The sequence below is a fragment of the Paenibacillus artemisiicola genome (genome assembly GCF_017652985.1).
In the GTDB taxonomy this organism is placed as follows: domain Bacteria; phylum Bacillota; class Bacilli; order Paenibacillales; family Paenibacillaceae; genus Paenibacillus_Z; species Paenibacillus_Z artemisiicola.
In genome coordinates this window covers 40,113-53,293 of sequence record NZ_JAGGDJ010000010.1, presented here as the reverse complement: position 1 = coordinate 53,293, position 13,181 = coordinate 40,113, and the positions used below count along the sequence as shown (strand labels likewise).

Genomic DNA, 13,181 nt, shown 5'->3' with positions numbered 1-13,181 from the left:
CCCCCGCTCAAGCTCTAAACACGACCGGCAGCTTCCGCAGGCGCTGCAGCTGCGCGATTTTATCGATTTTCATGACGCCTTCGCTCAAGAACGCATACTCCATCATCGCGTCCCCCGTGATCCACTCGTCCGGCGGACGGCTGATCACGTCGTCGATGCGCAGCTGCGTCGGCTTCAGCAAGGAGGCCGCGATGACGGTGTCCTTGCGTCCCTTGTACCCGGCATGGGCAAGCCCGCGAAGAGCGCCCAGCACGTAGATATCGCCGGTGCACAGAACCGTGCCCCCGGGATTGACGTCCCCCATGAGCAGCAGGTTCCCGTCGTGCTCGACGGTCTGCCCGCTGCGGACGATGGCCGCCAGCAGCTTCACGTTGTTGCCGTCCTCGGGCTTCGGCTCCGGACGGACTTCGCTCTCGATCGACTGCACGAGCAGGTTGCCCTGCTGACGGATGGCGGTCTTGATCCGTTCCTTCTCGTCTTCGTTGACCTGACGGGTGCCGAGCTTCACCTGCACGTGAACGATGGGACCTGTCAGCAGCTGTTGATGCGACTTTTCCAATTTGTACTGCAGCTCGTTCATCAAGTCGGAAAATTCGCAATTGTCGTCGAGAAGGAAGATCAGTCCTTCCTTGACGCCTTTTATGGTAATATGCTGCTTCTCGGTCACGCTCGCCCCACCCCTCTCTCTATACGATTCTTGCCCTTGGGCGCGTATTCCTGCTCGCGGGCGCGTCAATCTTCGTCTTCTTCCGTCTTGGGCCTCAGGCTGCCTTCGAACCACCGCCTGGCCGGCACGTACAGCGCGAGCGCGAACAGCAGCTGCAGGAACAGGCTCGGAATGATGTGCTGCGACAGCGCCCATTCATACGTTTGGTCCGTCAAGCGGAACACCTTGTAGACGAAGTAGACGACCGTATCGTAGACGAGAGTGGACAGCCCGATCATCGACAGCGCCATCAGCAGCGTGCTGCGCTTGCGCTCCATGAGCAGGCCGGTCATATAACCGACGAGTCCCATCGCGAAGGAATGGACGCCGAGGATCCGGCCGTAGAACGCCAAATCCTGCAGCAGGCCGAACGCCAGGCCGAGCAGCAGCGCGGAATGCCGGCCCCGGTAAAGGGCGGCGAACAGCACGAACGCCAGCGTAAAATGCGGCACGATGCGTCCCACCATATCATCCGGCACGAGCCAGTAGAAGAGCGTGCCTTCCGTCAGAAAGAACAGCAGCATGACCCCGATAATGCGCTGCAGGCTCATGGCGTCTCGTCTCCCAGATCGGGCGTCTGGACGACGAATACTTCCGTCAAGTGATCGAAGTCGGCGGCGGGCGTGATCGTCGCCGTGTAGGTCAAGCCGAAATCGCCGACCTGGCTGCTGTCGACCGTGCCGATGACGACGCCGCGCGGAAACACGTTGCCCTTGCCGGACGTAATGACCGTGTCGCCCTTCTTCAGCGGATCGTGCTCGGAAATCTTGGACATCGACAGCTTGCCGGTCTCGCTGTCGTAGTTGTCGACGATGCCGAACGAATCGTTCTCCTTGCCCAGCACCGTGGCGGCGATCTGCTTCGTGTCGGTGGAGTTGACGTTCAGCTTCGTTATCGGCATGACGGACGAGAAGAACGGATCGACCCGGGTGGTCAAGCCGACCAGGCCTTTGTTCGTCACGACGACCATGTTCGGCTTGATGCCGTCCTTGGAGCCGAGATTGATGCGGATCGTCTCGTCGTACGGATCGTTGTTCACGGCCACCACTTGCGCGATGAGGTACTTGTAGTTGTTCAGCTTCTTCTGGTTCTCCGTGAAGCTCAGATCGTCCTGAAGCTGCTTCAATTCCGCTTCCATGAAGTTATACTTGATGCTATCCCGCGCGTAGGCGGCGGCAGCGATGCGCAGCTGCTCGTTTTCCTTGTAAACCTCCCGCAGATGGGTAAGGTCGTGCACCAGGTCCGACACGTAGCCGGCCGGCCGGTACAGCCATTGCTGGAAGAAGCCCGACGTGTCGAGCGCGAAATTCTCCGGCCAGGTCAGCTTCTTCCGGTCGCCGATGGAGAAGCCCATCACGGCGACGAATATAATAAAAACGATCATGAGCACAAACATCCGTTTGTTGCGCATCCAATTGAACAATTTCGTTTCACCCGCCCATTTCGCTCATCCGTTTTCCCCGACTGCCATTACCGGATTACTTCTTGGAACGGGATACCGGGCCTCCGCGCGTTTTGAACAGATCGATGTTGTCGAGCGCTCTGCCGGTTCCGATCGCCACGCAATCGAGCGGGTTCTCCGCCACGATGACCGGCATGCCCGTTTCCCGCGCGAGCAGCTTGTCCAGGTTCTTGAGCAGCGCGCCGCCGCCCGTGAGGACGATGCCGCGGTCCATGATGTCGGCCGACAGCTCCGGCGGGCACTTCTCGAGGGTGATCTTGACGGCGTCCACGATCGCGTTGACCGTGTCGCCGAGCGCCTCGCAAATCTCGTCGGACGAAATCGGCAGCGTTTTCGGCAGGCCCGTCACCAGGTCGCGGCCGCGGATTTCGATCGTCTCCTGCTGCTCCAGGGCAAGCGCGGAACCGATTTCCATCTTCAGCTGTTCCGACGTCCGTTCGCCGATCATGAGGTTGTACATCCGCTTGATGTACTGCATGATCGCTTCGTCCATCTCGTCGCCGGCGATCCGGATGGAGCGGCTCGTCACGATGCCGCCGAGCGAGATGACGGCCACTTCCGTCGTGCCGCCGCCGATGTCGACGACCATGCTGCCCGTCGGTTCCCATACCGGCAGGTCCGCGCCGATCGCCGCCGCGAACGGCTCCTCGATCGTGAACGCTTCGCGCGCGCCCGCTTGGACCGTCGCGTCCTTGACGGCGCGTTGTTCGACGGCCGTAATGCCCGACGGCACGCAGACCATCACGTTCGGATGGCGCGGGAACAGCGAGCGGCTCTTCTGCGCCTGGCGAATGAAGTACTTGATCATCGTGGATGTCGTGTCGAAGTCGGCGATGACGCCGTCCTTCATCGGACGGATCGCGCGGATGTTGCCCGGCGTGCGCCCGATCATTTTTTTGGCGTGCTCGCCGACGGCTTCGATTTTTTTCGTATCGGTACGCAGAGCGACCACGGACGGTTCTCTAACGACAATTCCTTTTCCTTTGACATAGACGAGCGTGTTAGCCGTACCCAAATCGATTCCGAGATCTTTCGAAAAACCACCAAACATAAGCTGTATCTTCCTTTCTATCGTAAGACAATCCTTCTTATTATATTACAGGTGGCCTTGCTCCTTCAAACTGATAAAGCGATTGTCACCTATTACCAAATGATCGAGCACGTCGATGCCGACGAGCTCGCCGGCTTCGGCCAGGCGTCTGGTAAGGGCGATGTCTTCGGGGCTCGGCGTGGGATCGCCGCTGGGGTGATTGTGCAGGCAGATCAGCGAGGAGCTGCTGCACTTGATGGCTGCGCGAAACACTTCGCGAGGGTGGACGAGCGTCGCGTTGAGGGTGCCGACGGATAAGGTTTCGGTCAGGATGACTTGATTTTTCGTATTGAGGTATAGACAGACGAAATGCTCCTGCTTCAAATAGCGGAGCTCTTCCATCATAAGATTCGCGGCGTCCGCGGGCTTTCGGATCGTCGGCAGATCTCCCTGCCGGCTCCGGGCGATGCGGCGTCCGAGCTCGATGCCCGCGCGGAGCTGCGCCGCCTTCGCGGGACCGATCCCGCGGATCCGGGTCAGCTCGGCGACGCTCATGTCCACGAGCCCCCGCAGGCTGCCGCATTGGTGAAGGATCCGCGTCGCGAGAAGGACGGCGGATTCGTTGTTCGTTCCGGTGCGCAGCAGAATCGCGAGCAATTCCGCATGGCTGAGCGCGTCGGCCCCGACGGTCATCAGGCGTTCTCTAGGTCGGTCTTCGTTGGGGATGCCGCGAAGCACGTAAGGCTGTTCGGCTTCCATGGATGTTCCCTGCTTTCTGAATGGGTGCGTAAGCGGTTAACTTAAATGACGCGGATGCCGAATTCGGACAGCATGTCCGCCAGCAGCGAGAGCGGCAGGCCGACCACGTTGAAATAATCGCCGTCGATCCGCTCGACCAGCACGGCGGCCCGGCCTTGAATGCCGTAGCTGCCCGCCTTGTCCATCGGTTCGCCGGAATCGACGTAACGTTCGATCAGTCCGGCGTCCAGCGGCTTCATGACGACTTCCGTCCGGCGGTGCGCGATCCGCTCCCGGCCGGTGCGCGCGTCGACGCACGCGACGCCGGTATACACGGCGTGCGCGCGCCCCTGCAGCCGGCTCAGCATGCCGATCGCGTCCGCGCGGTCCCGGGGCTTGCCCAGCACCTCGCCGTCCAGGACGACGACCGTGTCGGCGCCGACGACCAGCGAGGACGCGGCGTCCTCGGGCGCGAGCATCGCGGCGGTCGCCCGCGCCTTGCGCAGGCCGAGCTGCTCGACGATGCGCGGCGGCGTCCAATCGGACGGCGTGCTCTCGTCCGCGTCGCTGGACAAAATGAGAACCGGCAAGGAAAGGCCGAGTGAAGCGACCAATTCCCGCCGGCGGGGAGAAGACGAAGCCAGCACCAGCTGGCGCAAATGTTCGGTTGGCTTGGTAGAGGATCGTTCCATAAAGGCAAAGCTCCTTTGGCCTGCATGCGGCTGCCTATAGTTTACGGTACAGCCAAATGGCGAACGCGAGGCCGGCGATGCTCAGCAGACTGACATGGATCCGCAGCGTGAAATCGTAGCTGAGCACGAGCAGGTCCGCGGAGGGCGACCAAACGATCGGATAGGTTTTCGTCAGAAACGAAAGTCCGGGAACCGTGGCCAGCGAACGCGCGATGAGCGCCCCGGCCAGCAGGCCGATTACGATGAACAGCAGCAATACCCAGAAATTTTTCTTCATCTTCCAACGTCCCTCGCCATTTTTTGACACGTACGTTTTATTATACGCGTCCCGGGAACGCTTTACAATGATCCGATCGATTCAAACCAGGCTTTCTGGATGAAGACCGCGTTCATGAGCGCCGTCTGCATCGACCACAGGTACGCCTCGGACGGCTTCTTGCCGTATTCGCCCGCGGCGACGGCCGCCGTATTGACGGCTTGCACGAGCTTGTGCAGCGCGTCCTTGTCCTTGCCGGCCGCCATGCCGGCCTCCACGCGCGACGCGGACTCCGTCCACTGCTGGTGCAGCGCCACCCAATCTCCTCCCGGGGACGGCTGGCCGCTCAGCCCGGCGACGGTCATGGCGTCCAGCTTGGCGAGCAGCTCAGCCGTATCCTGGAAGAACGTCTGCGCGTCCGCCGCCTTGCCTCCATACGGAATCGCCGACAAAGCGGGCAAATCGACCTGCTTCACGTACACGTCCATCCCGGCCAGCGTCTGACCGAGCAGATCCGCTTCGCTCCGGTCCGTCGACATGCCGACGTATATGCGGAAATCGTCTTTCGACGTCAGCGAGGCGGCGGCGAGCCCTTTCGCACGGAGCTCCGCCGCGGCCGCATCGAGCCCGTCCTTATTGCTGAAGACGCCGTACTGCAGCATGAAATACGATTCCGCGGGCACGTCGACCTTTACGGTCGCCGCGGACCCGGCATTCGACGCGCCGCCGGCCGCCTTGCCGCCGTCCTTCGCGCTGCCGGCATCCGCCGCCGGCGCCTTCCCGGCGTTCGCCGTATCCGACGCGCCTTTGCCGCCGCCGGTTACGTCGCCGCTGACGGCCGGAACGGAGCCGCCGTTCGTCCCCCCGGCATCGGTTCCCCCGCCGCTCGTGAACAGCGTCAGCACGAAATAGCCGAACAGCGCGCCCGTGGCGATCGCGCCCGCGACCGAAGCGAACACCTTGAACCAGGACGGGCCTTGGGACGGCCGCCTGCCCGAGCCGAGCGGATACGCGGCGGCGCCTTTTCCCTTGCCTTGCCGGCCGGCGTAGACGTCTTCGTCGATCTCGATCAGCGGATACAGATCGATCACCGGAGCAGGTCCGCGCTTCGCATAGACCGCAAGCGGCTTGTCAGCCCGCTCCCGCGGCTCGTCCTCGTCGCCGAGCAGAATCGCGTCCTGCCGCCCGAACGCATCGTCCGGCGCGAAGGCGGCCAGCTCCGGCATCGGCTGCGGCGCGTGCGGCGGCAGCTCGGCGTCGTGCATGCGCGGAGCGGCGTCGATCGGCTGCGGCTGGTTCCGCGGCGAAGACGATGCCGCATGCCCCGCGCGGCCCTGCGGCTGCCGGCCGGCGAATTGGCCGTCGGCTTCGCGGATGAGCCGCTCGAGCGCGCCGGCATCGTCCTGGAACGGGCTGTCCCAGGCGCCGACGTCGGCGGCGAACGTCAGCTCTTCTTGGAAATAGGAAGCGGCATCGTTCTCCGATGCGCGCGTTTTTTTCGGTTGGGCCGGCTCCACGCGGGCTCCCGTCTGCTGGTCGAAACGATAGGTAATGCGTCCTTTCGTGCTCATGGCAATCTCTCCTTGTCCGCGTACTCTAGTACAAGTCTATGAGAACGTTGAGAGAATTATGACGAGCCTTCCGCGAATCGTTTCCAGCATATTCCTTTACAGGCATATTCCCTTTGGGGTATATTAATAGCATGAACGCAACGTTAAGCGCGCTTGCCGAGCCCAATCGGCTACACATCGTCGAGCTGCTGCGCGACGGCCCGCTTCCGGTCGGCGATATCGCCGAGAAGCTCCATCTTCAGCAGCCTCAAGTCTCGAAGCATCTGCGCGTGCTGCACGATGCGGGACTCGTCGGCGTCCAGCCTGCCGCCAACCGGCGGATCTACATGCTGGAAACCCGTCCGCTGCAGGAGCTGGACGCCTGGCTCGGATCGTTCCGGCGCGTCTGGGAGGACCGCTTCGACCAGCTCGACGACTACCTGCAGGAACTTCAAAGCAAGCCCAAGCAGCCGGACGGCGAATAGGAGGGCCGGGCGGAACCGGCTGCGTCTATCGAGGATCCGGAACCGGGCGGCGAACCCCCGCGCCGGCTTTCCGCTTCCGCAAGCGATCGCGAGCCTCTCGGCTCCGATGGCAAGCCTATGCGAATCGTACGGCCCTCTCGCTTTCGATCGGAAGCGAGAGGGCTTGTTTTCGTTTCGGAACTGACCCGCGATTACGGGAATCGCCGCGAAGCCGATTCATCTTCACAACCACGCCGTTCCCCCGGAACGAAGGAAAGCCGCCCCCGGCGTCGATATCGAGGAGCGGCTTTCTATTTGTGCGTCGTATGTTCGTGACAAGCCTCTTGCGAGCCTGGGCTAGCTAAGCTTTGCCGCGCAGCGTCTTCGCCAGCGAATCGGCCACCTTCCAAATGTCGCCCGCGCCCATCGTAATGACGAGATCGCCCGGCTTCACCCGTTCGGTCAGCACGCTTAGCACTTCTTCCTTCGTCGGATAATAGCGCGTATTCGCGTTGCTGTTCTTGATGATCAGCTCCACGAGCCGCTTGGAATTGACGCCTTCGATCTGCTGCTCGCCGGCCGGCGAGTAGATGTCGGTAATCAGTACCTCGTCCGCCTCGGCGAACGCGCGGCTGAACTGCTCGAGCAGGAAGAACGTCCGCGTATAACGCTGCGGCTGAAAGACGGCGACGATCCGTTTGCCCGTCGACTTGGCCGCGCTGATCGTCGCTTGAATCTCGGTCGGATGGTGGGCATAGTCGTCGATGACGAGGATATCGTTGATTTCGCCCAGCACTTGGAACCGCCGCTTCGCGCCGCGGAAATCGACGATCGCCTCCGCGATGGCCGAGAACGGTATGCCCGCTTCCAGACACGTAATGACGGTCGCCATGGCGTTATACACGTTGTGGCGGCCCGGCACGGAAAGTTCGATCCGGCCCAGCGGCTGCCCCTGCTTCGTCATGTCGAACGCGACCTTACGGTCGCCGAGCTCGATGTTCGCGGCCCGGTACACGGCGTCCCGGTCGATGCCGTACGTCAGCACGCCCTTCTCCCCGAGCGGTCCTGCCACGAGCTCCGGCAGCATCGCCTGGACGTTCTCGTCGTCCGCGCAGACGATGGCGCTGCCCCCGGACTTCACCTGGTTCAGAAACTGGACGTACGCCGCCTTCAGCTTGTTGAAATCGCCGTCATAGTTCTCGAGATGGTCCGGCTCGATGTTCGTGACGATGGCGATCGTCGGATGATACTGCAGGAACGAGCCGTCGCTCTCGTCCGCTTCGGCGACGACGTACTCGCCTTTGCCGGCCTTGGCGTTCGTGCCGACATTGACGATTTCGCCGCCGATGATGAACGTCGGATCCTGTTTGCAGGTTTCCATGACGAGCGCGATCATCGACGAGGTCGTCGTTTTGCCGTGCGCGCCCGCTACCGCGACGCCTTTGCCGTTGTTCATCAGTCTGGCCAGCATTTGGGCGCGGTGCAGAATCGGGATGTTTTGCTCCTCCGCCGCTTTGCGCTCCACATTGTCCCGGGACAGCGCCGTCGAATAGACGACGAGATCGGCTCCCGCGACATGCCCCGGCTCATGGCCGATGAAAATCCGCGCCCCTTTGGCTGCAAGCTTCTCCGTCAGCTCTTGTCTCGCAACGTCGGAGCCGCTCACCTTGTAGCCCATCTCCAGCATGACCCGCGCGATCGCGCTCATGCCGTAACCGCCAATTCCGATGAAATGAACGTGTTCTGCTGTATTCAAAGACGGTTCACCACCCTTTTTCAGAATCCTGATTATAGAGCAATTGGGAGCGGACGTCGGCAATCAAATAGAGCGTGCCCGTCACGACGGCCAGATCGCCTTGGCCGGCGACCGATTTCAGCCGTTCCAGCGCCGCTCTCCAGTCCGGCTCCACGATAAGCTCGAAGGCATAGCCCGCCTCGTCGCGAAGCTCCCGGACCAGCGCGGCAAGGTCGGCGGCCGGCAGCGCCTTGCGAAAATCCGCTTCTGTCACGACAAGCGTATTCACTAGAGGTAGTATATGCCGCAGAGTATCGCGATGATTCTTATTCGCGAGCATCCCGATCATCATGTGAAGACGCTCGTACGCGTACGTGTCCCGCAGCGCCGCCGCCAGCACCTGCGCGCCTTCGGGATTGTGGGCGCCGTCGACGAGCACGCGCGGCGAATCGCCGATCATCTCCAGCCGCCCGGGCCAAGCGGCGGCGCGAAGCCCTTCCCTCAAATCCTCGTCTTCCAGGATCAGCGCATAGTATTGGCGCATGACTTCCAGCGTCATGACGGCGACGGCCGCGTTCGTCCGCTGGTGCGCGCCGTTCAGCGTGACGGTCAGCTCGTCAATGGATCGGAACAGGCCATCGAAGCGGAACGTCTGCGCGTTCTCGCCGACCTGCGACGCCGTCTCGCGAAATTGCTCCCCGAGTAGATAGAGCGTGCTGTTTTTCGCTTTGGCGGTTTCGCGGACGACGGCCGCGGGACCCGGCTGGTCGACGGCGCTGACGACCGGCACGCCCGCCTTGATGATGCCGGCCTTCTCGCGCGCGATCGCCTCCAGCGAGTCGCCGAGGATGTCCATGTGATCATGGCCGACGTTCGTGATGACCGAGACGAGCGGGGTTACGACGTTCGTCACGTCCAGCCGGCCGCCGAGTCCCGTCTCCCAGACGACGAAGTCCGGGTACGCTACGGTGCCGTAGTACAGAATCGCGAGCGCGGTCGCCACCTCGAACATCGACGGCGACCCGAGCTCCGTCTCCGCGATCTCCTCGACAAGCGGCTTCAGCCGGTTCGCGAGGGCGAGCAGCGTCTCTTCCGGAATGTCGGCGCCGTTATATTGAAAACGATTCGTAAACTTCGTGATATATGGGGAGGTGAACGTCCCCACGTCATAGCCGCAGCGGAGCAGGACGCTCGTCAGGTAGGCGCAGACGGAGCCTTTGCCGTTCGTGCCGGCCACGTGAATGAACTTCAGCCGGCGCTCGGGATGGCCCGTCAGTTCCATCAGTTTCTCGATCCGTTCTAGACCGGGGCGGATGCCGAACGGCACCAGCCCTTCGATCCACTGCCGCGCTTCCTCGTAGGTTGCGAGCGTTCCCGCCGTGCGTGCGTCTTGATGTTCGCTCATGTCGATCAACCTCTCAATTCCGCGATGCGCGCCTTCACTTTGTCGCGCTTATCGGCATAGTCGGCCATTTTCGCCTTTTCTTCCTCGATGACTTTCGCCGGAGCCTTCGCCACGAAGCCGGCGTTCGCGAGCTTCTTCTCGACGCGCGACACTTCGCCGTCCAGGTGCTGGATTTCCTTCTCCAGCCGGAGGATCTCCTGCTCGATGTCGATGAGGCCGGCCAGCGGCAAATACAGCTCCGCTCCCGTCACGATCGCCGTCATCGCCTTGTCGGGCGCCGCCAGCTCGAGGCTGATCTCCAGCTTGGACGTGCCGCAGAAACGGACGACGAATTCTTCGTTGCGGGTGAGGATGCCCGCTTCCGCCGGGCTCGACGGCTTGATCTGCAGCTCGATCTTCTTGCTCATCGGCACGTTCACTTCGGCGCGGATGTTGCGCACGACGCGGATCAGGTCCATGAGCAGCTCCATTTCGGCGACGGCGTCCGGCGCCTCGAGCGCGGCATCGTACGTCGGCCACGGCGCGAGCGCGATCGTCTCGCCTTCGTGCGGCAGATGCTGCCAAATTTCTTCGCTGATGAACGGCATGAACGGATGAATGAGCCGCTGAGTGCGGTCAAGCACGTAGGCGAGCACGGATTGCGTCGCGCGCTTCGCTTCCGCGTCTTGGCCGTACAGGCTCAGCTTCGCGAATTCGATGTACCAGTCGCACAGGTCATCCCAGATGAAGTTGTACAGCACGCGGCCCGTCTCGCCGAAATCGTAGGCGTCGATCAGGCGGGTCGCGTCGGCGACCGTCGCGTTCAGGCGGTGCAGAATCCAGCGGTCGGCCGAGCCGAGCTTTACGTCGATGTCGATGTCCGCCGCCGAGATGCCTTCCAGGTTCATGAGCGCGAAGCGCGACGCGTTCCAAATCTTGTTGGCGAAATTGCGCGCCTGCTCGACCCGCTCCCACCGGAAGCGCAGGTCAAGGCCCGGCGTGCTGCTCGTCGAAATCATGTACCGCATCGCGTCGGCGCCGTATTTCTCGATGACCTCGAGCGGATCGACGCCGTTGCCAAGCGATTTGGACATTTTCTTCCCGTTCTCGTCGCGGACGAGGCCGTGCATGAGGACGTCCTTGAACGGAATTTCGCCCGTGAACTCGAGCGCCGTGAAGATCATCCGCGCGACCCAGAAATAAATGATGTCGTAGCCCGTCACGAGCACGTCCGTCGGGTAGAACCGTTTCAGGTCATCCGTCTGATCCGGCCAGCCGAGCGTGGAGAACGGCCACAGCGCCGAGCTGAACCACGTGTCGAGCACGTCCTCGTCCTGGCGGAGCGCTTCGCTGCCGCACGCGGAGCAGGCCGACTGATCCTCGAGGGCGACGTGCATCGCGCCGCAGGCGTCGCAGTACCAGGCCGGGATGCGGTGGCCCCACCAGAGCTGACGGGAGATGCACCAGTCGCGGACGTTCTCGATCCACTGCAAATACGTGCGTTCGAACCGCTCCGGCACGAAGTTGACGCCCTTGCCGCCGCGCTGCGCTTCGATCGCCGCTTCGGCCAGCGGCTTCATGTCGACGAACCATTGCGTCGACAGGTACGGCTCGACGACGGCGCCGCTGCGCTCGCTGTGGCCGACCTGGTGCACGTGGTCTTCGATCTTGACGCAGACGCCGCTCGCCTGCAGGTCGGCAACGATCCGCTTGCGGCATTCCGCGCGGTCGAGGCCGTTGTACGGGCCGGCTTCCGCGTTCATCGTGCCGCTTTCGTCCATGACGACGATTTGCGGCAGTTGATGGCGCAGGCCGACCTCGAAGTCGTTCGGGTCGTGCGCCGGGGTGATTTTGACCGCGCCGGAGCCGAACTCCTTCTCGACGTACTCGTCGGCGATGATCGGAATTTCGCGGCCGATGACCGGCAGCACGATCAGCTCGCCGATCAGATGCTTGTAGCGCTCGTCTTCGGGATGGACCGCGACCGCCGTATCGCCGAGCATCGTCTCCGGCCGCGTCGTCGCGACGGTGATATGGCCGGACCCGTTCTTCAGCGGGTACTGCAGGTGGTACAGATGGCCGTTCACTTCTTTATGCTCGACTTCGATGTCCGAGAGCGCCGTGCGGGCCGCCGGATCCCAGTTGATGATTTTTTTGCCGCGGTAGATCAGGCCCTTCTCGTAAAGCCGGACGAACACTTCGCGAACGGCGCGGGAGAGGCCTTCGTCGAGCGTGAAGCGCTCGCGCGAATAGTCGAGAGAGAAGCCCATCTTCGCCCATTGCTCGTGAATCGTCGCGGCGTAGCTGTCCTTCCACTCCCAAACCTTCTCGAGAAACTTCTCGCGGCCCAGGTCGTAGCGCGACTGCCCTTCCTCGCGCAGCTTCTGCTCGACCTTCGTCTGCGTGGCGATGCCGGCATGGTCCGCGCCCGGCAGCCAGAGCGCGTCGTAGCCCTGCATCCGCTTGGTGCGGATCAAAATATCCTGCAGCGTGAAATCGAGCGCGTGCCCGATGTGCAGCATGCCGGTGACGTTCGGCGGCGGAATCACGATCGTGTACGGCTTCGCGTCCGGGCGTTTGCCCGCTTCAAAATACTTGCCATCCATCCAGTACGGATACCATTTGGTTTCCGCGGCCTTCGGGTCATAGGTCGTCGGCATTTCGGTCATCGTCAATTTTTGCGACATGTCAAATCCTACCTCCATCGTTATGTCCTCGTCCGGGTTCGGCGCGTGCCGCGCCGCCGGTCGCGATCGCCCATCCATGAGACAAAAAAATAAACCTTCCGCCCTTATAGCAAAGGACGAAAGGTTTTGGCTTCCGCGGTACCACCTTTGTTCCGAAGCGGCGCCAGGCGCCGGTTCGACAACTCGTTGCAGATAACGGCTGCGGCCGGCCGCAACTAGACGAATCGCTTCGCTTCGTTCCGGCGACTCCGGGGCGACCCGTCGCAGTCTCGTTCCTGCGGAACCTCGCAGCGCAAGCGGTTCCGCTCTCTGAAGGACTTTCTGCCACTCTTCCCCATCCATGTCGTTTCATTTATCTCAATTATTGCCCTATTTTTTCTATCATACACGTTTTTCTTGGAAAACGTCAATCCCGCCCGGGCAATCCCCCGGCCCAATTACTGGAAGAAGTTGGAGACGGTGCCCTATACGCCAAAA

The 13,181-nt window shown here is 62.2% G+C and carries 12 protein-coding genes; 1 reads left to right on the top strand and 11 read right to left on the bottom strand.

The features are described 5' to 3' along the window. Positions 1–7: 7 nt before the first annotated feature. From I8J29_RS14845 to I8J29_RS14810, 8 genes are all read right to left on the bottom strand, one after another. On the bottom strand, positions 8–667 hold the full coding sequence (locus I8J29_RS14845; RefSeq protein ID WP_338113167.1) for a septum site-determining protein MinC: 660 nt from the start codon (positions 665–667) through the stop codon (positions 8–10). 65 nt (positions 668–732) lie between these two features. Beyond that, complete coding sequence (gene mreD / locus I8J29_RS14840) at positions 733–1,257, bottom strand: rod shape-determining protein MreD (protein ID WP_208848347.1); 525 nt, start codon at positions 1,255–1,257, stop codon at positions 733–735. Continuing rightward, on the bottom strand, positions 1,254–2,102 hold the full coding sequence (mreC, locus tag I8J29_RS14835; RefSeq protein WP_338113176.1) for a rod shape-determining protein MreC: 849 nt from the start codon (positions 2,100–2,102) through the stop codon (positions 1,254–1,256). The genes mreD and mreC overlap by 4 nt, the downstream gene beginning before the upstream one ends. 82 nt (positions 2,103–2,184) lie before the next feature. Next, a complete protein-coding gene (locus tag I8J29_RS14830) occupies positions 2,185–3,219 on the bottom strand; it encodes a rod shape-determining protein (protein WP_090641696.1) in 1,035 nt (344 codons plus the stop codon). A gap of 45 nt (positions 3,220–3,264) precedes the next feature. Next, positions 3,265–3,957: a RadC family protein gene (gene radC / locus I8J29_RS14825; protein ID WP_208848346.1), complete on the bottom strand. Its 693-nt coding sequence runs from the start codon at positions 3,955–3,957 to the stop codon at positions 3,265–3,267. 41 nt (positions 3,958–3,998) lie between these two features. Then, positions 3,999–4,628 (bottom strand): Maf family protein, encoded by a 630-nt coding sequence (locus I8J29_RS14820; protein ID WP_208848345.1) that lies wholly within the window; start codon positions 4,626–4,628, stop codon positions 3,999–4,001. Positions 4,629–4,662: 34 nt separating this feature from the next. Then, positions 4,663–4,905, bottom strand: coding sequence for a DUF4321 domain-containing protein (locus tag I8J29_RS14815; protein ID WP_208848344.1), 243 nt, complete (start codon positions 4,903–4,905; stop codon positions 4,663–4,665). A 62-nt stretch (positions 4,906–4,967) separates the two neighbouring features. Then, positions 4,968–6,455 carry an SPOR domain-containing protein gene (locus tag I8J29_RS14810; protein WP_208848343.1) on the bottom strand — a complete coding sequence of 496 codons (1,488 nt, stop codon included), beginning with the start codon at positions 6,453–6,455 and terminating at the stop codon, positions 4,968–4,970. Between the two features lie 131 nt (positions 6,456–6,586). Here I8J29_RS14810 and I8J29_RS14805 point away from each other — a divergent pair, with 131 nt between their 5' ends. Next, on the top strand, positions 6,587–6,919 hold the full coding sequence (locus I8J29_RS14805; protein ID WP_208848342.1) for an ArsR/SmtB family transcription factor: 333 nt from the start codon (positions 6,587–6,589) through the stop codon (positions 6,917–6,919). Positions 6,920–7,259: 340 nt separating this feature from the next. Here I8J29_RS14805 and murC read toward each other — a convergent pair whose 3' ends face one another. The 3 genes from murC to I8J29_RS14790 are packed head-to-tail and all read right to left on the bottom strand — an operon-like array spanning position 7,260 to position 12,704. After that, positions 7,260–8,654, bottom strand: a complete 1,395-nt coding sequence (gene murC / locus I8J29_RS14800; protein ID WP_090641705.1) for a UDP-N-acetylmuramate--L-alanine ligase — start codon at positions 8,652–8,654, stop codon at positions 7,260–7,262. 7 nt (positions 8,655–8,661) lie between these two features. Next, the gene (locus I8J29_RS14795; protein ID WP_208848341.1) at positions 8,662–10,038 is read right to left on the bottom strand and encodes a bifunctional folylpolyglutamate synthase/dihydrofolate synthase; all 1,377 of its coding nucleotides are present in this window, start codon (positions 10,036–10,038) and stop codon (positions 8,662–8,664) included. Between the two features lie 5 nt (positions 10,039–10,043). Continuing rightward, positions 10,044–12,704, bottom strand: a complete 2,661-nt coding sequence (locus I8J29_RS14790) for a valine--tRNA ligase (RefSeq protein ID WP_240546206.1) — start codon at positions 12,702–12,704, stop codon at positions 10,044–10,046. Positions 12,705–13,181 lie beyond the last annotated feature (477 nt).

Bases quoted from the DNA above. Each gene is read 5' to 3' on its own strand.
- mreD (WP_208848347.1), bottom strand. From the start codon at position 1,257: ATGAGCCTGCAGCGCATTATCGGGGTCATGCTGCTGTTCTTTCTGACG.
- radC (WP_208848346.1), bottom strand. From the start codon at position 3,957: ATGGAAGCCGAACAGCCTTACGTGCTTCGCGGCATCCCCAACGAAGAC.
- I8J29_RS14810 (WP_208848343.1), bottom strand. From the start codon at position 6,455: ATGAGCACGAAAGGACGCATTACCTATCGTTTCGACCAGCAGACGGGA.
- I8J29_RS14805 (WP_208848342.1), top strand. From the start codon at position 6,587: ATGAACGCAACGTTAAGCGCGCTTGCCGAGCCCAATCGGCTACACATC.
- I8J29_RS14830 (WP_090641696.1), bottom strand. From the start codon at position 3,219: ATGTTTGGTGGTTTTTCGAAAGATCTCGGAATCGATTTGGGTACGGCT.
- mreC (WP_338113176.1), bottom strand. From the start codon at position 2,102: ATGTTTGTGCTCATGATCGTTTTTATTATATTCGTCGCCGTGATGGGC.
- I8J29_RS14815 (WP_208848344.1), bottom strand. From the start codon at position 4,905: ATGAAGAAAAATTTCTGGGTATTGCTGCTGTTCATCGTAATCGGCCTG.
- I8J29_RS14790 (WP_240546206.1), bottom strand. From the start codon at position 12,704: ATGTCGCAAAAATTGACGATGACCGAAATGCCGACGACCTATGACCCG.
- I8J29_RS14795 (WP_208848341.1), bottom strand. From the start codon at position 10,038: ATGAGCGAACATCAAGACGCACGCACGGCGGGAACGCTCGCAACCTAC.
- I8J29_RS14820 (WP_208848345.1), bottom strand. From the start codon at position 4,628: ATGGAACGATCCTCTACCAAGCCAACCGAACATTTGCGCCAGCTGGTG.